13 protein-coding genes are annotated in these 19,316 nt (G+C 75.0%); 8 read left to right on the forward strand and 5 right to left on the reverse strand.

Features of this window, described 5'->3' with window-relative positions; genetic code table 11:
• Nucleotides 1–872: 872 nt before the first annotated feature.
• Together ACFFKU_RS06335 and ACFFKU_RS06340 are read left to right on the forward strand one after the other, a co-directional pair.
• Entirely contained in the window at nt 873–1,607 is a 735-nt protein-coding gene (locus ACFFKU_RS06335; RefSeq protein ID WP_380136583.1) for a tetratricopeptide repeat protein, read from the forward strand.
• Nucleotides 1,608–1,609: 2 nt separating this feature from the next.
• On the forward strand, nt 1,610–2,143 hold the full coding sequence (locus tag ACFFKU_RS06340; protein ID WP_380136585.1) for a DUF6912 family protein: 534 nt from the start codon (nt 1,610–1,612) through the stop codon (nt 2,141–2,143).
• Nucleotides 2,144–2,149: 6 nt separating this feature from the next.
• Here ACFFKU_RS06340 and ACFFKU_RS06345 read toward each other — a convergent pair whose 3' ends face one another.
• Nucleotides 2,150–2,638, reverse strand: a complete 489-nt coding sequence (locus ACFFKU_RS06345; protein WP_380136587.1) for a DUF2505 domain-containing protein — start codon at nt 2,636–2,638, stop codon at nt 2,150–2,152.
• A gap of 123 nt (nt 2,639–2,761) precedes the next feature.
• Between ACFFKU_RS06345 and ACFFKU_RS06350 the strand changes: the two genes are divergently transcribed.
• On the forward strand, nt 2,762–7,729 hold the full coding sequence (locus ACFFKU_RS06350) for an NAD-glutamate dehydrogenase (RefSeq protein ID WP_380136589.1): 4,968 nt from the start codon (nt 2,762–2,764) through the stop codon (nt 7,727–7,729).
• Between the two features lie 50 nt (nt 7,730–7,779).
• Complete coding sequence (locus ACFFKU_RS06355) at nt 7,780–9,288, forward strand: sensor histidine kinase (RefSeq protein ID WP_380138020.1); 1,509 nt, start codon at nt 7,780–7,782, stop codon at nt 9,286–9,288.
• A gap of 87 nt (nt 9,289–9,375) precedes the next feature.
• Here the strand turns inward: ACFFKU_RS06355 and ACFFKU_RS06360 are convergent, their stop codons facing one another.
• Entirely contained in the window at nt 9,376–9,624 is a 249-nt protein-coding gene (locus tag ACFFKU_RS06360; RefSeq protein ID WP_380136590.1) for a WhiB family transcriptional regulator, read from the reverse strand.
• A gap of 442 nt (nt 9,625–10,066) precedes the next feature.
• Here ACFFKU_RS06360 and ACFFKU_RS06365 point away from each other — a divergent pair, with 442 nt between their 5' ends.
• Nucleotides 10,067–10,444 carry a hypothetical protein gene (locus tag ACFFKU_RS06365; protein WP_380136592.1) on the forward strand — a complete coding sequence of 126 codons (378 nt, stop codon included), beginning with the start codon at nt 10,067–10,069 and terminating at the stop codon, nt 10,442–10,444.
• A gap of 52 nt (nt 10,445–10,496) precedes the next feature.
• On the opposite strand, the gene ACFFKU_RS06370 is transcribed toward ACFFKU_RS06365, so the two are convergent.
• The 3 genes from ACFFKU_RS06370 to ACFFKU_RS06380 all read right to left on the reverse strand — a co-directional run bounded on the left by ACFFKU_RS06370 (nt 10,497) and on the right by ACFFKU_RS06380 (nt 16,017).
• A complete protein-coding gene (locus ACFFKU_RS06370; RefSeq protein ID WP_380136594.1) occupies nt 10,497–11,294 on the reverse strand; it encodes a SigB/SigF/SigG family RNA polymerase sigma factor in 798 nt (265 codons plus the stop codon).
• Nucleotides 11,291–11,713 (reverse strand): ATP-binding protein, encoded by a 423-nt coding sequence (locus ACFFKU_RS06375; RefSeq protein WP_490054848.1) that lies wholly within the window; start codon nt 11,711–11,713, stop codon nt 11,291–11,293. The genes ACFFKU_RS06370 and ACFFKU_RS06375 overlap by 4 nt, the downstream gene beginning before the upstream one ends.
• A 203-nt stretch (nt 11,714–11,916) precedes the next feature.
• Nucleotides 11,917–16,017: an FtsK/SpoIIIE domain-containing protein gene (locus ACFFKU_RS06380; RefSeq protein WP_380136598.1), complete on the reverse strand. Its 4,101-nt coding sequence runs from the start codon at nt 16,015–16,017 to the stop codon at nt 11,917–11,919.
• 163 nt (nt 16,018–16,180) lie between these two features.
• Here ACFFKU_RS06380 and ACFFKU_RS06385 point away from each other — a divergent pair, with 163 nt between their 5' ends.
• From ACFFKU_RS06385 to ACFFKU_RS06395, 3 genes are read left to right on the forward strand one after another with little or no spacing between them, the layout of a single operon-like run.
• Complete coding sequence (locus ACFFKU_RS06385; RefSeq protein ID WP_380136599.1) at nt 16,181–17,419, forward strand: TadA family conjugal transfer-associated ATPase; 1,239 nt, start codon at nt 16,181–16,183, stop codon at nt 17,417–17,419.
• Nucleotides 17,416–18,300, forward strand: a complete 885-nt coding sequence (locus ACFFKU_RS06390; RefSeq protein WP_380136600.1) for a type II secretion system F family protein — start codon at nt 17,416–17,418, stop codon at nt 18,298–18,300. Before ACFFKU_RS06385 ends, ACFFKU_RS06390 begins: the two co-directional genes overlap by 4 nt.
• Nucleotides 18,297–19,214 carry a type II secretion system F family protein gene (locus ACFFKU_RS06395; protein ID WP_380136602.1) on the forward strand — a complete coding sequence of 306 codons (918 nt, stop codon included), beginning with the start codon at nt 18,297–18,299 and terminating at the stop codon, nt 19,212–19,214. The genes ACFFKU_RS06390 and ACFFKU_RS06395 overlap by 4 nt, the downstream gene beginning before the upstream one ends.
• Nucleotides 19,215–19,316: the final 102 nt, after the last annotated feature.

Genomic DNA, 19,316 nt, shown 5'->3' on the forward strand with positions numbered 1-19,316 from the left:
GGGAGAGTAGGTCACTGCCGGACCGCTCACTTTTGTGGGTGGGGTGTGGGGTCCTCGTGGGAGACGTGAGTCTTCTGCGGGGGCCCCACACCCTTTTCTGCATCCACCCACACGCCATGGGGGCCACGGGTGTGGCACCCTGAACGGGTTGAACATCAGAACAGCGACGAGCAGGCATTTCGACGACGACGCGACCCTCGGGTCGGGGCGGTAGGAGCACCATGACGGATCAGAGGCCGGACGACCGCGATCGTCCTCGTCGGAACAGCGGCTCGTCCGAGGGGCGTCGGTCCACGCAGGGCGGGGCCCGCCCCTTCCGTGGCAGCCGACCGGATTCGTCGTCGCAGACGGGTCGCACCGGTCGCCCGTCCTCCCCGCGCAGCGAGCGTCCGCGGCGTGACGGTGATGGTGGCACTCCCTACCGCAGCGAACGGTCCCGGGGCGACCAGGGCGGACGCCCGACGCGCGACGGCTCGGACCGCGGGGGTCGTCCTCGTCCCTGGTCCGACCGGTCGGAGGAGAGCCGTGACGGCCGTCCTCGTGCAGGAGCGGGGCGCCCCAGCGCGGACGGGACCCGATCTCCTCGCTCCGGCGGTCCGCGCGGAGACCGGCCGACCAGCGACCGTCCTCGGACCGATCGCCCTCGTCGCGACCGTCCGCGGACCGAGCGCACCGAGCGCACCGAGCGCGCGGGAGGAGCCGGACGTCAGGAGCGCCCCGTCACGGACCGCCCCCGCACCGACCGCCCCCGCAGCGACCGTCCGCGTACCGAGGGGTCCCGGCCGGATCGTCCGCGTACGGATCGGGCGCGTCCGGATCGGCCGGCGGGTGACCGACCGCCGCGGCCCTCGGGCCCGCGGCTGCCCGAGGACGTGACCGGCAAGGAACTGGACATCGTCACCCAGAAGTCGTTGACCGGGTTGACCCCGGAGAACGCGACCTACGTCGCCCGGCACCTCGTCATGAGCGGTCGCCTGCTCGACGACAACCCCGAGATGGCGTGGCAGCACGCCCAGGCGGCGCAGCGGCGCGGTGGGCGGGTGGCCGTCGTCCGCGAGGCCGCGGCCATCGCTGCCTACACGGCCGGCCACTTCCGCGAAGCGCTGGCCGAGCTGCGCACCGTTCGACGGATGACGGGTGACGACAGCTTCCTGCCGATGATGGCCGACTGCGAGCGGGGCCTCGGCCGTCCGGAGCGCGCCCTGGACCTGGCCCTCTCGCCCGAGGCGGGGCGCCTCGACGAGGACGGTCGCGTCGAGATGCTGATCGTGGCCTCGGGAGCCCGGCGAGACCTGGGGCAGACTGCGGCCGCCGTCGTCGGTCTGCAGGTCCCGGAGCTGCGCACCGCCCAGGAGGCTCCGTGGCGGGCGCGACTGCTCTACGCCTACTCCGAAGCGCTCGCCGACGCCGGCCGGGCCGCGGAGGCACGGGACTGGCTCGAGCGGGCCGCCGTGGCCGACGTCGACGGCGAGACCGACGCCGCCGAGCGGCTCGACGAGCTGGCCGGGTACTCCTTCAGCGAGGAGGAGCTTCCCGCTGCCCCGCGGCCGTCCGCGCCGGTGACCGACGCTTCGGACGGATCGGACACGTCGGGCGAGGGGCGCTGACCGTGCGCGTCTACTGGCCGACGACCCTCGCGCACCTGGCGGAGACCCTCGGCGGCGAGACCTTGGCGTCGGGGCCGGTCACCGTGCACGCCGTCACCCCGACGCTGCGCGACTACTACGCCGATGCGGATCCCCGCGACCTCGAGGAGGAGCTGGAGTTCGTGGCCATGACCGACGCCGCCGGGCAGTCGCTCCGACTGCTCGCGGGCGAGGGGGACGCCGCACGACCTCGTCGCTGCGTCGCGGCGCTCGAGGTGGCCGACGGAGGTGTCCTCGACGGGCCCGGCGGGCGCGGGTCGTGGAGCGCGCCGGAACGGTCGCAGGTCGTGCTGGCCGGCGACCTCCGTCCGGCGCAGCTCGTGTCGGTCCACGTCGACGGCGAGGAGGCCGAGGCCGACGTGCGCGCCGCCCTGGCCGCCCTGCCCGCGGCCGACGCGGGTGACGAGGACGCGGCCTTCGTCGTGGAGAACACCGAGGGGCACGACCTGCTCTGGTACGACGCGACCGAGGTCGCGCTGCTGCTGCTGGAGCCGTGAGGCGGCTCAGACCAACCGGCGACGCAGCAGGTCGGCGTGCGAGCGCAGCAGGTTCATCAGCAGCGGCTCGACGGCCCGCTCGACCGCGGCCCCGAAGAGGGGGACGCGGACGGTGAGGGTGCCGTCGAGGTCGTAGCGGCTCCCCTCGGGGACCGGGGTCAACGTCAGGTCGGCCTCGAGCCGGGCGGGGGCGCCCTGGACCTCCAACGCCAGGGTGCCCGTCCGCCCGCCCGCCGCCGATGCCGGCCGCCACGACTCCGTGGAGCGCACGATCGTGCTCGAGCCGACGACCCGACGGGCCACGTCGGGCAGCTGGTCGGTGCCCACGACCAGACGTGAGGTGACGACCGTGGTGCCGTCCACGTCGGTGACGTCGCAGCTCTGCTCCAGCGCCCCCGAGGCGCGGGCGCGCTCGGCCACGAACGTCGGATCGGTCAGGACGGCGACGACGGCGTCCGGGGGGCCCGGGTAGAGGGCGCTGTCGTGGACGCGCAAGGGAGCTCCTGGGGCGGGCGGTGGGGAACGGGTGCGACCCGGCCACCCTAGGGGCCCGACCGGCCCGTGTCCGAGCCGAGGGCTAGGGTCGGATCGACCGCCGGTCAGCCCACGGAGCAGATGATGCAGCGCAGCACCAGTCCGACCATCCGTCCCCTCGTGAAGTCCGCCTGTGCCGTCCGGGCCGAGGTCTGGCAGGGCGTCCCCGAGGCCTTGGCCGGTGACACCCCGGCCCAGCGTCTGCTCCTCGACTACTACGCGCACACGCCCGTCGAGGACCTGCAGGACCGCGACCCGGAGCTGCTGGCGGCAGCCGTCGCCTCGCACGTGCGCACGGGGACGCGACGGTTGCCCGGCACGGCGACCGTGCGCGTGCACGACGGCGTCCCGGACGGCAGCAGCCGCGCCCGGCTCACCGTCGAGGTGGTCACCGACGACATCCCGTTCCTGGTCGACAGCATCACCTCCGCCCTCACCCGGCTCGGCTGCGGCATCCACCTGCTCGTCCACCCCCGCCTCGCCGCGCGTCGCGACGGGGACGGGGTCCTGCTGGACCTGCACGACATCGACACCGCCTCCCCCTCCGACGTCGCGGAGTCCTGGATCCGGGTCGAGGTCGACCGGTCGGGCGAGGCCGACGCGGACGCCGTCCGCCAGCGGGTGGCGTCCGTCCTCGACGACGTCCGGGCCGCCGTCCGCGGGTGGCAGCCCATGAAGGCCAAGGCCCTGCAGATCGCGGACGAGCTGCAGGTCGATCCTCCGGTCGGGGCGGCTCCCGAGGACCTGCGCACGGCCGAGCGGTTCCTGCGGTGGATGGCGGACGACCGCTTCACCTTCCTCGGCTACCGCGAGTACGACCTGGGGGAGAGCGACGGGGAGGTCAGCCTGGTGGCCCGGCCCGACACCGGGCTCGGGCTGCTCGCCGACCGGCACCCCCGCCCGGCCGGCAACTCCCGCCGGTTGTCCGGACCGGTCCGGGAGAAGGCCGGGGAGGCGCAGGTCCTCTTCGTCACCAAGGCGAACGCCCGTGCGACCGTGCACCGGTCGGCGTTCCTGGACTACATCGGGGTCAAGACGTTCGACACCGACGGGCGGGTGGTGGGGGAGCGCCGATTCCTGGGGTTGTTCACCTCCAGCGCGTACACCGAGAGCGTCCGACGGGTTCCCGTCGTGGCCGAGAAGGTCCAGGAGGTGCTGCGCCGGGCCGGGTTCGGGTCGAGCGGGCACTCGGCCAAGGACCTCCTCTCCATCCTCGAGTCGTTCCCCCGCGACGAGCTCTTCCAGGCGTCGGTCGAATGGATCCTGGGGACGGCCCTGGCCGTCCTGCAGCTGCAGGAACGCCGGCGGACCCGGCTGTTCGTCCGCCGCGACGACTACCGGCGCTTCACCTCCTGCCTCGTCTTCCTGCCGCGGGACCGGTACACGACGCGGGTCGGCAGCAACGTCGAGACCCTGCTGCGCGAGGCGCTCCAGGGCGGCAGCTCCGAGCACCAGCTGACGGTGTCGGACTCGGTCCTGGCCCGGCTGCACGTCGTCGTGCGGGCCCGCCCCGGTGAGGAGCTGCCCGACGTCGACGTGGCCGCGCTGGAGGAGGACGTCGCCGCGGCCACCCGTTCCTGGGACGACGACCTCGACGACGCCGCCCGCGAGCAGCTCGGTGCCGACACCGGCAGCCAGCTCGTCCGTCGCTACGCCCGGGGCGTCCCGGGCAGCTACCGCGCCGACGTGCCCGCGACGCAGGCCGTCGAGGACCTCCTGCGGGTCGAGGACCTGCTGACGGTCACGGAGGGCGCCGACGACGAGGAACCCGCCCCGGTCCTGTCGCTGCGCGACGCCCCCGACGGCGAGCCCCGCACCTGGCGGTTGACGTCCTACCGCACCTCCCCGGTGACCCTGTCGGCGGTGCTGCCGGTCCTGGCCGACCTCGGGGTCGAGGTCACCGACGAGCGTCCCCACGTGCTGCGCCGCGACGACGGTCGGCAGGTCTGGATCTACGACGTCGGTCTCCGGCTGCCCGCCGACGTCTGGCAGCTCGACTCCGACCCCCGGGCCGCGCGGGCCCGCTTCTGCGCCGCGTTCGCCGCGGCCTGGACGGGGGCGGCCGAGAGCGACAGCCTGGCCCGCCTGGTGCTGGCGGCCCAGCTGGACTGGCGTCAGGTCGCCGTCCTGCGCGCCATGACGCGCTACCTGCGGCAGGTGGGGTTGTCGTACTCCGTCGACTACGTCACCAACTGCCTGGTGGGCCACGTCGGCATCACACGGCTCCTGGTGCGCCTGTTCGAGGCGCGCTTCGCCCCGCTGCGCGGTGGGTACGAGGACGAGCGGGCCGAGACGGTGGACGCCCTCGTCGAGGAGACGCAGGGCGCCCTCGACGGCGTGCAGAGCCTCGACGCCGACCGCATCCTCCGGTCCGTGCTCTCGGTCGTGCAGTCGACCGTGCGCACCAACGCCTACCAGCCCGACCCGGACGGTGCGCCGCACCCGTACCTGTCGTTCAAGCTCGACCCGACCGGGGTCCTCGGCATGCCGGCGCCGGCGCCCTTCGCGGAGGTCTGGGTGTACTCCCCGCGCGTCGAGGGGGTGCACCTGCGCTACGGCGAGGTCGCCCGCGGGGGCCTGCGCTGGTCGGACCGGCAGGAGGACTTCCGGACCGAGGTGCTCGGGCTCGTCAAGGCCCAGGTCGTCAAGAACGCGGTCATCGTCCCGACCGGGGCGAAGGGTGGCTTCGTCGCCAAGCGCCTGCCCGACCCCGCCGTCGACCGCGAGGCGTGGTGGGCCGAGGGCGTCGCGAGCTACAAGACGTTCATCTCGGGTCTGCTCGACGTCACCGACGACCTCCGGGTGACCGACACCCCCGGGGGCGGGACGGAGCGCCGCACGGTGCCCCCGGTCGACGTCGTCCGCTACGACGGGGACGACCCCTACCTGGTGGTCGCGGCCGACAAGGGCACCGCCACGTTCTCCGACATCGCCAACGCCATCTCCGTCGAACGGGATTTCTGGCTGGGTGACGCCTTCGCCTCGGGGGGGTCGGTCGGCTACGACCACAAGGCCATGGGCATCACCGCCCGCGGCGCCTGGGAGAGCGTGCGCCGGCACTTCCGGGAGCTCGACCACGACGTCCAGACCGAGCCGACGACGGTGGTCGGGGTCGGCGACATGTCGGGCGACGTGTTCGGCAACGGCATGCTCCTCTCCCGCGAGATCCTCCTCGTCGCGGCCTTCGACCACCGTCACATCTTCCTCGACCCGGACCCGGAACCCGCTGCGGCGCACGCCGAACGGCAGCGACTGTTCGAACTTCCCCGGTCGAGCTGGGCCGACTACGACGCCTCCCTGATCTCGGCCGGCGGCGGGGTCTTCCCGCGCTCGGCCAAGTCGGTACCCATCTCCCGGGAGGTGGCCCGTCGCCTGGGGCTAGAGGAGTCGGTGACCTCGCTCAGCCCGCCGGAACTGATGCGGGCGATCCTCGCCGCGCCGGTCGACCTGTTCTGGAACGGCGGTATCGGTACCTACGTGAAGGCCTCCACGGAGTCGCACGCCGACGTCGGGGACAAGGCGAACGACGCGGTCCGAGTCGACGGGGTCGACCTGCGGGTCCGGGTGGTGGGCGAGGGCGGCAACCTGGGGCTCACCCAGCGCGGTCGGATCGAGGCGGCCCTCTCGGGTGGACCGGTCGAGGGGGGCGAGCGGACCGGGGTCAAGCTCAACACCGACGCGATCGACAACTCCGCCGGCGTCGACTGCAGCGACCACGAGGTCAACATCAAGATCCTCCTGGACCACCTCGTCTCGACGCAGAAGCTGGACGAGCACGACCGGGACGAGACCCTGCTGCGGATGACCGACGAGGTCGGTTCGCTGGTGCTGCGCGACAACTACGAGCAGAACGTGATGCTCTCGGTCGAGGGCACCTTCGCCCCCGGGCTGATGCCCGCGCACCGGCGGTTCCTGGAGGTGCTGCAGGCCACGGGCGCGATCGACCGCCGGCTGGAGGCGTTGCCCAGCACCAGCGAGCTGGACCGTCGGGTCCGCGACGGGCGACCGCTGACCATGCCCGAGCTGTCGGTGATCGCCGCCCACGCGAAGATCACGCTGGGGGCCTCGGTGCTGGCCAGCGACCTGCCCGACGAGGAGTGGGTCGGGCAGACCCTGCGCGACTACTTCCCGGCCGAGCTGCGCGAGCGCTTCGGCGACTCGATGGACGAGCACCCGTTGCGGCGCGAGATCGTCACGACGGTCCTGGTGAACCGGGTCGTCGGGACGGGTGGTCTGACCTTCGCCTTCCGGGCCGCCGAGGAGACCGGCAGCGAACCGGCCGACGTCGTCCGGGCCTTCGCGGTCGCGGTCGCGGTGTTCGGGTTGCCCGAGCACGCCGCCGCGGTCGAGGAGATGGACGGTCGGGTGCCGGCCCGCGTGCAGAACACGTTGCGCCAGCAGCAGCAGCGACTGCTCGACCGGGCGGTCCGCTGGTTCCTGCACAACCGCCCCGCCGGGATCGACGTGTCCGCCGAGATCGCCCGGTTCGGCCCGGCCGTCGCCGAGATCGGACCCCGGGTCCCGGAGCTCATGCGCGGCGTGGACGTGGACGGTCTGCGGTCGGAGGCCCAGGAGTACCTCGACGCAGGGGTGCCGTCCGAGATCGCCCTGGCCACGGCCGCCCTGCTCGACCAGTACCCCCTCCTCGACGTCGTCGAGATCGCGGAGGCGAGCGGTCGGTCGCCCGCCGAGGTGGCGCAGACCTGGTTCGTCCTGGCCGAGCGGTACGGGATCGACGGGCTGCTCACGGCCATCTCGGCGCTCGACCGCACCGACCGGTGGACGTCGCTGGCCCGGGCCGCCCTGCGCGACGACCTGTACTCCGCGACGCGCGACCTCACCGCCTCGGTCCTCGAGCACGCGCCGGAGGACCCCTCGGGGGCCGGTCGGGTCGATGCCGACGCCGCGGCCGAGGCCTGGGAGGAGGCCCACGCGGCGGCCGTCCGCCGCGCCCGGCAGACCCTGGGGGAGCTGCGTGCGGCCGACCACTCCGACCTGGCGGCGCTGTCCGTCGCGCTGCGGACCCTGCGCACCGTCCTGCGGACGACGTGAGCACGGTGCGACGCCGACCCGGGGATGCGTAGGCTCGTCCCGTGCCCACCATGGCGGACCTGCTGGAGTCCGAGACCGGGATCGGAGCCGCCGAGGCGGAATGGCTCCGACTCCTCGTCGGCGACTGGCAGCTCATCTCCGACCTGTCCTTCGCCGACCTCGTGCTGTGGATCCCGTCCGCGGACCGGCAGCACTTCGTGGCCGTCGCGCACTGCCGACCCACCACGGGTCCGACGGTCCACTACGACGACGTCGTCGGGGCCGTCCTGCCCCGGGGTCGTCGTCCGCAGGTGGACACCACCTTCGAGGAGAAGCGGTCGCTGCGGGGTCGTGATCCCCAGTGGGACGACGACGTCCCCGTGCGCGAGGAGACCATCCCGGTGGTCCGCGACGGGACGGTGCTGGGCGTGCTGGCCCGGCACACCAACCTGTCCACCTCGCGGACCCCGAGCCGTCTCGAGCTGAACTACGTCAAGTGCGCCGACGACCTCGCCCGGATGATCGCCACGGGTGACTTCCCGCAGACCGCGGCGCCGACGGGGCCGCGGCGCGGCGCCCCCCGCGTCGGTGACGGGATGCTACGCCTCGACGCCGAGGGGGTCGTCACCTACGCGAGTCCCAACGCGCTGTCGGCCTTCCACCGGGCGGGGCTGCTCGGCGAGCTGGTGGGAGCGAACCTGGCCGAGGTCAGCAGCAACCTCGCGGCCAGCCACCTACCGGTCGACGAGTCCCTGCCCCTCGTCGTCACCGGACGGGCACCCTGGCGCACCGACCTGGAGACGGACAAGGCGACACTGTCCATGCGCGCGATCCCGCTGACCCGGCGCGAGGAGTCCGAGAACGTTCCGACGCGCGTGGCCGCGCTGCTGCTCGTGCGCGACGTGTCGGAGCTGCGACGGCGCGAGCGGGAGCTGCTGACCAAGGACGCGACGATCCGCGAGGTGCACCACCGGGTCAAGAACAACCTGCAGACGGTGGCGGCCCTGCTGCGGCTGCAGGCCCGGCGCATCAAGAGCGAGGAGGGAGCCTCGGCCCTGCAGGAGGCGATGCGTCGCGTGCAGACCATCGCCACGGTGCACGAGACCCTCTCGCAGGGGATCGACGAGAACGTGGACTTCGACCAGGTGCTCGACCGCTGCCTGATGATGGCGGCCGAGGTGGCGATGGAGAACTCCGAGCACGTCCGCACGGTGCGGGAGGGCCGCTTCGGCGAGCTGCGGCAGGAGGACGCGACGGCGCTCGCGCTGGTGCTGACCGAGCTCGTCACGAACGCGGTCGAGCACGGGTACGGCTCGGGCCGGGCCGGCACGGTGGTCGTCAAGGTCGAGCACACCGCCGAGGACCGCATCCTGGTGGTCGTCAGCGACGACGGGGTGGGTCTGCCCGACGGCTTCCAGGTCGGGAGCTCCGGGCTGGGGACGCAGATCGTCCGGTCGCTGGTCGCGGGGGAGCTGCGGGGGCGGATGGACTTCGGCGCCAGTGCCTCCGGGGGCACGGAGGTCCGGCTGGACCTCCGGGTCCGACGGGGGGCGGCCACCGTCGGAGCGACCCGCGGCTGACCCGCCGCGGGCCTCGCCCGTCACCGGACGCAGAAGAGCCCCCGACCGGTTCCGGTCGGGGGCTCTTCCGCGTCGTGCTGGGGACGTTCAGCCGGCGCGGCGCGCGCGGGCGGCGCGGCGCTTCAGGGCCCGACGCTCGTCCTCGGACAGGCCACCCCAGACCCCGGCGTCCTGCCCGGTCTCGAGGGCCCACTTGAGGCACGAGTCGACGACGTCGCAACGGCGGCAGACGGATTTGGCCTCTTCGATCTGCAGGATCGCGGGCCCGGTGTTGCCGATCGGGAAGAACAGCTCCGGGTCCTCGTCGAGGCAGGCAGCGCGGTGGCGCCAGTCCATGGGGGGTCCACTCCTTCAGTACGTTCACGGTTCTCAGCGTGCGCAGCCACCCCTTGCGGGGTCGTCGCGCAAGATCCCTGAGCACCGGCAACGCCGGCGGTGCCTTGGGCAATGCCCTCAGGCTTCTTCCCGTGAGGGAATCTACGCAGGTGGCACGGCATGCGGGGATCGCGTCCGGACTAGGTTCACATCAGTTGGCTCCGTCCACAAGGGGTTGATCGCATCGAGTCGGTGAAGCGGGTGTGTCAGCTTCGTCACACGGACGTAACGTGTGCGGCATCGTCGCGTAATCCCTCGTTCGGCTTGACCCGGCACGGCTGCTCCCCTCGCCACGCCCTCCGGTGACGGCCGGTTCACGGTCCGCCTCTGCTTCCGACGGCCGTACGGTGCTCGGGTGCCCAACAAGAATCGGCCGTCGGGTGGTCCGGCGCCACTCGAGCCCGTGTCGCGCCCGCCGGCCCTGACCGTGGTGGCCCTGCTCGTCGTCCTCGAGGCGTTGCTGCTGGTCGCGGCGGCGGTGTACGAGGTGTGGGGTCTGGTCCGCGCCCCCGAGGAGGCCTTCGACCCGGTCGCCGCCGCCGCGCTGGCCGCGATGGCGCTGCTCTTCGCCGCGGGCCTGCTGCTGTGCGCCCGCGGTCTGCGGGACTGCGCGTCCTGGGCCCGGTCGCCCGTGGTGGTGTGGCAGGTCCTGCAGCTGGCCGTCGGGATCCCCGCGTTCGGGGCGGGCGTCTGGTGGGCGGGCGTCGCGATCGGTCTGCCCGCGGTTCTCACCCTCGTCGGCCTGTTCCTGCCGTCGGTCGTGGCCGCCACCCGGAGATGAAAGCCGTGTCCCCCGACGGGGGGGCACGATTCGGGAATGCGTGGTGCCGCCGTCAGGGCTCGCGCAATCCGTCCCGCAACTCGGCCAGGGTCCGGTTCAGGAGCCGGGAGACGTGCATCTGAGAGATGCCGACCTCGGCCGCGATCTGCGACTGCGACATCTGCCGGACGAAGCGCAGCGCCAGGATGCGGCGTTCGCGCGCGCCGAGTCCGGCGAGGAGGGGGCGCAGGGCCTCGCGGTTCTCGATGCCCTCCAGCCGTTCGTCCGGCGCGCCGAGCTGGGAGCCGGGGGAGTCGGTGTCCAGGGGCACGGTCGCGTAGGCGTGGGCGGACTCCAGGATCTCCACGACGTCGTCGGGGTCGAGGCCGGCCCGCGCGGCGAGCTCCGCGACGGTCGGTGCCCGACCGAGCTCCTGGGTGAGGACCTCGCGCGAGCGGGAGAGGAGGCGACCGCTCTCCTGCAGCCGGCGCGGGATCCGGACCGCCCAGCCGCGGTCGCGGAAGTGGCGCTTGATCTCACCGGTGATGGTCGGGACCGCGAAGGCGCCGAAGGGGACGCCCCGGGCGGGGTCGAAGCGGTCCAGGGCCTTGAGGAGCCCGATCACGGCGACCTGCACGAGGTCGTCGTGCGGTTCGCCACGACCGAGGAAGCGGGCCGCCAGGTGCTCGGCCAGGGCGAGGTGGCGACGGACGAGGGCGTCGCGCACGGCGGGCCGCTCGGGGGAGTCGGCGCCAAGCCCGGCGTAGCGGTGGTGCAGGGCGGAGAGCTCGGGGTCGTCCCCCGGCTCGCTCCGGACGGCGGTTCCGGACGGGTGGTCCCGCGCACCGTCGGCGGGACCCGGACCGCTCACCCCGGCCCCACCAGGTCGGACAGCGCGCTCTCCCGGTGGTGACGCAGGACGATCCAGGCGCCCTGGGCGGAGGTGCCCGTGAACACCTCGCCGACCAGTGCCTCCAGCACAGCCCAGGCGAAGCTGGAGCGCTCGGGCAGTTCCCGGGCGGGACCGCGGACCTCCACCTCGAGGGTGTCGGCGCCCAGCCGGAACGTGGCGGTCAGCTCCGAGGTGCTGTCGGAACCGTCCAGCAGCAGGGTGCACGCCTCGTCGACCGCGATCCGCAGGTCCTCGATCTCGTCGAGGGTCAGGTCCAGCCGGGCCGCGAGGCCGGCGCTGGCCGTGCGCACGACCGTGAGGTAGGCCGGATCGGCAGGGACCTTGAGCTCCACCAGGTCCGCGGCGTCCGGGGGGCTCGCGCTGACGCGGTCGGAGATCGGCCCGGCGGCGAGAAGACCGGGGTTCCCCGGGGCTTCGTGGCTCGACACGAGTGATCCTCTCGACGGGTGGTGATGCGGGCCGCCTCCAGCTTGGCAGATGCCCAACGTGTTACTCGTGTGACTGTGGGTTAAGTGTCGGGTCGGGAGCGTCTTCCCGTCCACGGTGGCCCACCTGGCGCCCCGTGCAACCCCGGGACGGGTCAGCGTGCGACGCGGAGGCTGGTCCAGGAGCCGTCGACCACCACGAATCCTGCCCCCGGTCCCGGTCCGGGGGCCAGCAGGGACCGCCGTCCCATCAGCTCGGCGGGGACGTCGTCGCCGCGGCCGAGCAGGACGGTCGTGCGCGTCGACCGCAGCGCGGCGGCCACCCCGCGGTACTCCGCGGCGATCTCGGCCGTCCCGCCCGAGGCGACGAGCCGGAGGCCGCCAGGCCGTCGCAACCCCTGCAGCAGCAGGTCCTCGACGACGGTCCCGGCGACCGTCGCCAGGTCGTCCAGCAGGAGCAGGGGAGGGGCGGCCCGGGCGAGGGCGGTGGAGACCTCGGCGGCCGACCCCGGCCCGACGCGGACCGCGTCGGGCACGCCGGCCGCGATCGTGGCGAGCAGGGTGCTGCGACCGCTGCCCGCGGGACCCGCCACCAGGACGGGACCGGAGGTGTCCAGCCGCACCACGTCGGCCGCGTCCCCACCGCGTCCGACGGCGACCCGGTACCCCTCCGCGGGCGGCAGGGTCCCCCGCCCCACCTCGGGAGGGAGAGCCCGGACCAGGACGGCGGGTCGCCGCGCCGGGCCCGTCCCCGCGGGGCTCGTCGTCGCCGCGCCGCCCGGGCCCCCCGGGAGGGCCACCTGGACCTCCCGGGCCGCACCGTCGCGGACCAGGAGACCCCGACCCGGCGGGGCGGCCCGGGGGACGTCGGCGACCTTCACCCCGGCCAGCACGGCGTCGGCCCGGTCGGCCAGCCGCAGCAGCACCACCTCGGTCGCGAGGGCCGCGGGTGCAGCGGTCAGCAGTCCCCGGTCCCCGGCCAGTGCGACGTGGATCCCGACGCCGGCCCCCTCGCGCAGGACGCGCAGCAGCACGTCGAGGGCCGCACCCGGGCCGGCACCCGTGTCGGCCTCCGACAGGCTGCGGTGCCAGCCCTCCCAGCCGTCGACCAGCAGGAGGATGCGGGCCCGGGGGGCGGTGGGGTCGCGCCGACGACGCAGGAGCTCCGTCAGGACGCGGTCGAGCGCACGGGCCGCCCGCCACGGCTCGTGCCCCCCGACGACCACGGTCGCCGGGTCGGTCGCCGCAAGGTCGGCGGCCGTCCCCCCGCCGTCCAGCACCACGACCTCGGCGGCAAGACGGGCGCCCGCCCGGGCCAGCGTCCGCAGCAGCGTCGAGCGTCCGCTGCGGGTCGTCCCGACGACCAGCAGGTGCCCGGCCGAACCCAGGTCCCACCCCGCGACGGACCGGCGCTGGGCGTCGGGTTCGTCGAGCATGCCCCAGGGCAGGAGGTCCGGGCCGGTGGGCGCCGGATCGGCCGGGTCCACCGGGAACGGCAGCGGCGGGAGCCACGGCGGGGACGGGAGGGGGCGGTCGCGCCGGCGGGTCACGTCGGCGAGCACGGTGACGATCTCGGTCACGTCGTCGACCGCGGTGGTCGGCGGAGGGGCCTGGTCGCGTCGGCGGACGCGGGGCCCCGTCGGGTCCGCGAGAACCGGCCCCGACGTCGCGGCCACCTGGACCTCGGACAACCGACCGTCCGACGTCCGCGCCAGACCCCGGCCGGGGGTGGCCGGGTCGATCGACGCGGCCCGGGGATCGGCGAGGACGTCCTCGGAGTCGGCCCGGTCGGCCACGCGCAGCGCGATGCGGAGGTCGACGTTCGCCCGGATCTCGGGGCTCACGGCCCCGGCCGGGCGTTGGGTCGCCAGCACCAGGTGGATGCCGAGGGAGCGGCCCACGGCGGCGAGCCGGACGAGGCCCGGCACGAACTCGGGCAGCTCCTCCCCGAGCACCCGGAACTCGTCCACGACCACGACCAGACGAGGCAACCGGGCCGCGACCGGGTGCCCGGCCGGGACGGCAGCGACGTCGGGCGCCCCGAGCACCGCCAGCTCCCGTTCCCGGCGCCGGACCTCCGCACCGAGCGAGCGCAGGACCCGGGCGGCCGTCCGGTCGTCCAGGTCGGTGACCAGACCGGCGACGTGCGGCAGGTCCGCCGCCGCGGCGAAGGCGGCCCCGCCCTTGAAGTCGACGAGGACGAACTGCAGCCGCTCCGGGGGGTGCCCGAGCGCCAACCCCAGCACGAGCGAGCGCAGCAGGACCGACTTGCCGGCCCCGGTGGTCCCGGCGACCAGCACGTGCGGGCCGTCCTGGACCAGGTCCAGCACCCAGACGCCTCCGCCGGCCACCGTCCCCAACGGGGTGGCGAGCCCGCCGGGTGCCGGTGCGTCCCACCGGGCGGCCACGGCCCGCCGACGCCCGGATCCGGTCGCGGGCAGACCCAGCAGCTCGGGCAACCGGCGACCCGTCGGTGGCGTGTCGGCGGGTCCCGGCCCCGCCTCGCGCAGCGGGGCGAGCCCCCCGGCCACCTCCCGGGCCCAGGCCGCGTCCACGCCGTCGACGCGGACGACGTGCTCCGTCCCCGGCAGCACCAGACGCCCCCGACCGTCGGCGGACAGGTCCAGCACGCCCCGGCACTCCGCCGCCAGCCGGGCCCGCGTCGAGTCGAGGCACACGGCCAGCACCCCTCCACCGCTGAGCACCTGCGCCAGGGGCCCCCGACGGCGCAGGTCGTCGGTCCCGTCGACGAGCAGCACCGTGACCGGACCGGGCGGACGGTCGCGCCCGTCGCCCCGTCCGTCCCGCGGCGGGGGGGCGGCGAGTCGGCGCAGCGCCCCGACCGCGGCGTCCCCGACCAGGACGGGGGTGGGGACGTGCGGCAGGTCCTCTGTCCACCGCCAGGACCGGGCCCGCTCGGTGTCCGCCGCCAGCACCTGCACCCGTACCGCACCGGGTCGGTGCCAGGCCAGGAGCTGCGCGATCAGGAACCGGGCCGAGGCCACGACCCGCTCGCGACCGCCGGCCACACCCAGGATCCCGAGCGCCTCGAGGTCCACGGTCACCGGGACGTCGAGAAGCCGGGAGGGGGGTGGGGACCCGGGGCGCCCCGCGTCGGGCGTCCGGTCGTCGCTCCCGGCATCCGGACCCTCAGGGCCCCCGACCGTCCCGGCCCGCCGCTCCAGGCGGCAGGCCGCGGGCAGCTCACCCAGACCCACCCGCAGGTGCAGGTGGTCCTCGTCGCCCGGGGCACGGGCGAACACGCGGGTGCCGGGGGCCGCGACCTCGGCCAGCAGGGTGGCCGGGCCCGGCCACGCGTCGTGGCGCCGGACCGTCTCCTCGGCCAGGGCCCGCCCGTGGAGGCGGCGGAGCCGGTCCCGCTCCTGCTCCACCCCCGCCCGTTCGCGGCCGCTCGTGCTGCGGGCGTGGCGGCGCTCGCCGACCCACTGCAGCCCGACCAGGAGCGGGGTCGCCAGGCCGAGCAGCAGCGACAGGGGGCTCCAGACCAGCGCGAGGACGACGGCGGTGCCCAGCGGGACGAGGAGGGCCGCGACCGGGAGCCGGTGCGGGGACCGCGCGGCCGGGAGCTCGGGCCAGGTCAGCACCGTCGCCACGGTGGAGCCCGGCAACCGCGGGTAGGGGTTGAGGAGGAGGTGGCCCTCCCCGTCGGCCCGGACCGCCGCCCCGGGGACCGGGTCGGGGGCGACCCGGATCAGGCTGTCACCGGGGAGCAGCGTCGAGGCGCGCGGCAACGGGACCGGACCGGGACCGATCGGGGCGGACGGACCGGGCCCGGACGCGAGCCCGCCGGCGCCCCACCGGCGGGTGCCGTTGGTCGACCCGAGGTCCTCCGCGGTCACGGTTCCGTCGGACCCGACGGAGAGCAGCAGGTGCTCGCGCGACAACGCCGGGTCGTCGATGCGCACCCCGCCCGCGGCCCGGCGACCGATCACGTGGGGCCCGGGCGCCAGGAACCGGCACGCACCGGCGTCCGGGCCGCCGTCGACCATCACGGCGATCCCGTCCCGCTCACGCGGTCGCGGCCCTCCGGGACGGGAGGACAACCGGGCCCCCTGCAGCAGGGGCGGACGACCCAGGACGTGCCCGGCCCCGAGCTGGGCGCCGCCGACCCACCACGCGGTCACGGCCGGCCGGTCCGCCACGGCCGCCACGGCTTCCCGGACGGCGTCGAAACCCGTCCCGGGGGCGGCCTCGACCACCACCGCGATCCCGTCGACCTCCCACCTCAGCTGCACCCGGGGATGGTGGCAGCGCCGGACCCGGCGCCCGCCGTCGTCCACAGCGACCGGGTCCGACGGAGTTGTCCACATCACCCGAACGCGCAGGCTCCGGCAGAACCTACGGTGACCCGCACCCACCCGGGATCCGACCCGGGTGGCGCACGGGAAGGGGGAGGTCGTGGAGGCGGTACGACAGGTCGAGGCCGGGGTCCGGGACGAACTGCGGCGGCTCATCTCGGCCGGGAACTCCCGCCCCGGGGACGAGGAGGTCAGGGCGCTCGTGCAGAGCGCGCTGACCGCCTACGACCTGCGTTCCCTCGACGGTTCGGTCCCGCCCCTGCTCGACCGGGAGCGCGCCGGTCGGGAGGTGCTCGCGGCCGTCTCGGGGTACGGCCCGTTGCAGCCCTACTTCGACGACCCCGAGGTCGAGGAGATCTGGATCAACGAACCCGACAAGGTGTTCGTCGCCCGCAACGGTCGCCCCGAACTCACGACGACCATCCTCGACGCCTCGACGGTCGCAGACCTGGTGCAGCGCATGCTGTCCCCGAGCGGTCGCCGGGTGGACCTGTCCAGCCCGTTCGTCGACGCGACGCTGCCCGACGGTTCCCGGCTGCACGTCGTCGTCCCCGACGTCACGCGCGAGCACTGGGCCGTGAACATCCGGCGGTTCGTGGCCCGCGCGCACCGCCTGGAGGATCTCGTCGTCCTCGGTTCGCTGACCGCACCCGCGGCCGGGTTCCTCCGGGCGGCGATGGTGGCCGGCTTGAACGTCCTCGTCTCCGGCGGGGTCGGCGCGGGGAAGACGACCCTGCTGTCCTGCCTGTTGGCCGCCGTCCCACCCCAGCAGCGGATCGTCTCCTGCGAAGAGGTCTTCGAACTCCGGACGGGTTCCCGTGACCACGTCGCCCTGCAGTGCCGCGGGGAGAACCTCGAGGGACGCGGGGAGATCCCGCTGCGGCGGTTGGTGAAGGAAGCGCTGCGGATGCGTCCCGACCGGCTGGTGGTCGGCGAGGTCCGCCAGGCCGAGAGCCTGGACCTGCTGATCGCCCTGAACTCCGGAACTCCCGGGGCGGCCACCGTGCACGCGAACTCCGCGGCCGACGCCGTGGCCAAGATGTGCCTGCTGCCCCTGCTCGCCGGGGAGAACGTCACCTCCCCGTTCGTGGTGCCGGCCGTGGCCGCCGCCGTCGACCTCGTGGTCCACGTCGCGACCTCGCCGGAGGGCACCCGTCGGGTCGAGGAGATCCTCGCCGTGCCCGGACGGGTCGAGGCCGGGGTCGTCGAGACCGCGTCGGTGTTCCGGCGCGACCCGGTGACGGCCGAGCTCCGTCGGGGCAGCGGGTGGCCCCCCCACCGGGAGAGGTTCGCCCGGCTGGGCCTGGACCTCCCGCGCATCCTGGCCGGTGCCGCATGAGCCCGTCGTTCCCGACGGCTCCCGGAACCCCGGCCGTGCTGGTGGGTGTCCTCCTCGCGGGCGGCGTGTTCTGCCTCTGGTGGTCGTGCTGGCCCGCGTCCCCCCGCTCCCTCCGACGACGGTCCCGGCCCCTGCGCCGACGGCTCGACGCGGCGGGCCTCGCGGGGGTGCCGGTGGTCGTCGCGTTGCTCGCCGTGTCGATCCCCGCCCTCGTGGTGGCGGCCTTGGTGCAGGCCCTCACCGGGGTGGGAACCCTCGCCCTGCTCGCGGCCGGCGCCGTCGCCGCCGCCCCGCTGCTGCTGCTGCGGACCCGGGTCCGTGCCCGGGCGGTGCGTCGGGCCGAGGCCTGGCCCGACGTCGTCGACCATCTCGGGTCGGCCGTGCGCGCGGGGGCCGCGCTGCCCGAGGCGGTCTGCCACCTCGCCGAACGGGGGCCGGTGGCGTTGCGCCCCGATTTCGCCGCCTTCGCGGTCGCCTACCGGGTGTCGGGGTCCTTCGAGGTCGAGCTGGACCAGCTGTGCGACCGCCTCGCCGACCCGGTCGCCGACCGGATCGCCGCGGTGCTGCGGATGACCCGGCAGGTGGGGGGCAGCGACGTGGGCAGCACCCTGCGGTCCCTGTCGACCTACCTGCGCGAGGACGCCCGGACCCGTTCGGAGCTGCTGGCCCGGCAGAGCTGGACGGTGACCGCGGCCCGGCTGGGGGTGGCCGCCCCCTGGATCGTGCTCGCGCTGCTGGCCACGCGACCGGGGGCCCTGGACGCCTTCCGAAACGCCACCGGAGGCGTCGTCCTGCTCCTCGGGGCGCTCGGGTCGGTGGTCGCCTACCTGTCGATGCTGCGCATCGCCCGGTTGCCCGCCCCGAGACGGGTGTTCGCGTGAGCGCCGTGACCGGGGCCGGTCTGGGGCTGGCCCTGGGCGCCGGGGCCCTGCTCACCTGGACGGGGCGGCCCTGGCGGCGTCCGGGCCTGGCCGGACGGGTCGAGCCCTACCTCGGGCGGACGGTCGCCCCGGGACCGCTGCGGCGCTGGTTCGCGGCGCTGGCGGGGCGCCCCTCGGGCATCGGCCCGGGTGCGGACGGGATCACGCCCTGGAGCCCGGTGGTCGCGGACTCCCCGGGCGGCACGCTGGCCCGCCTGCACGTCCTGGACCCGCGGGCCGACCTCGGCCGGTTCCGCGCGCAGCAGGTGGTCTGCGCGGCCCTGGGCGGGGCGCTCACCCTGCTGCTCGCCGGCGGTGCCGCCTGGCACCGCGGGCTCGGCCCGACGTCCCTGCTGGCGTTGCTCGTCGCCGGAGCCGCGGGCGGGGCCGCCGCCCGCGACCGGGCCCTCACCGTGGCCGTGCGTCGCCGGCGCCGCCGCATGGTCGAGGAGTTCGCGGTCGTCGCCGAGCTGCTCGCGCTGTCGGTGGCCGCCGGTGAGGACGTCCTGGCCGCGCTGCACCGGGTGTCCGCGGCCCGGGGCCCGCTCGGCGACGCGGTGCGCGAGGTCCTCGCCGAGGTCGGGACGGGGACGACCGTCGTCGACGCGCTGGTCGCGATGGCCCGGCGAAGCGGCGTCGTCGAGCTGGAGCGTTTCGCCGACGCGGTGGCCGTGGCGGTGGTGCGGGGCAGCCCGCTGGCCGGGGTCCTGCGGGCCCAGGCCGCAGACGCCCGTGACGCGGAACGGCGTCGGCTGCTCGAGGAGGGCGGACGCAAGGAGGTGCTGATGCTCGTGCCCGTGGTCTTCCTCGTGCTGCCCACCACCGTCGTCTTCGCCGTGTACCCGGGGGTGTCCTCGCTCTCGCTCGGCCCCTGAGCCGCCCGATCCCCGCGAGACCCAGCCCGATCCCCGCCCGACCCCGCCGCGCCCCCCGATCCGGGCAGAACCGTCCGAACGCTCGCCCACCGTCCCCAGGAG

Origin of the sequence: Kineococcus gynurae (genome assembly GCF_042433995.1) — a bacterium.
Classification (GTDB): domain Bacteria; phylum Actinomycetota; class Actinomycetes; order Actinomycetales; family Kineococcaceae; genus Kineococcus; species Kineococcus gynurae.

Excerpts from the sequence above, each read along its gene's own strand:
- ACFFKU_RS06360 (WP_380136590.1), bottom strand. The coding sequence starts at position 9,624 with ATGGACTGGCGCCACCGCGCTGCCTGCCTCGACGAGGACCCGGAGCTG.
- ACFFKU_RS06355 (WP_380138020.1), top strand. The coding sequence starts at position 7,780 with ATGGCGGACCTGCTGGAGTCCGAGACCGGGATCGGAGCCGCCGAGGCG.
- ACFFKU_RS06390 (WP_380136600.1), top strand. The coding sequence starts at position 17,416 with ATGAGCCCGTCGTTCCCGACGGCTCCCGGAACCCCGGCCGTGCTGGTG.
- ACFFKU_RS06350 (WP_380136589.1), top strand. The coding sequence starts at position 2,762 with ATGCAGCGCAGCACCAGTCCGACCATCCGTCCCCTCGTGAAGTCCGCC.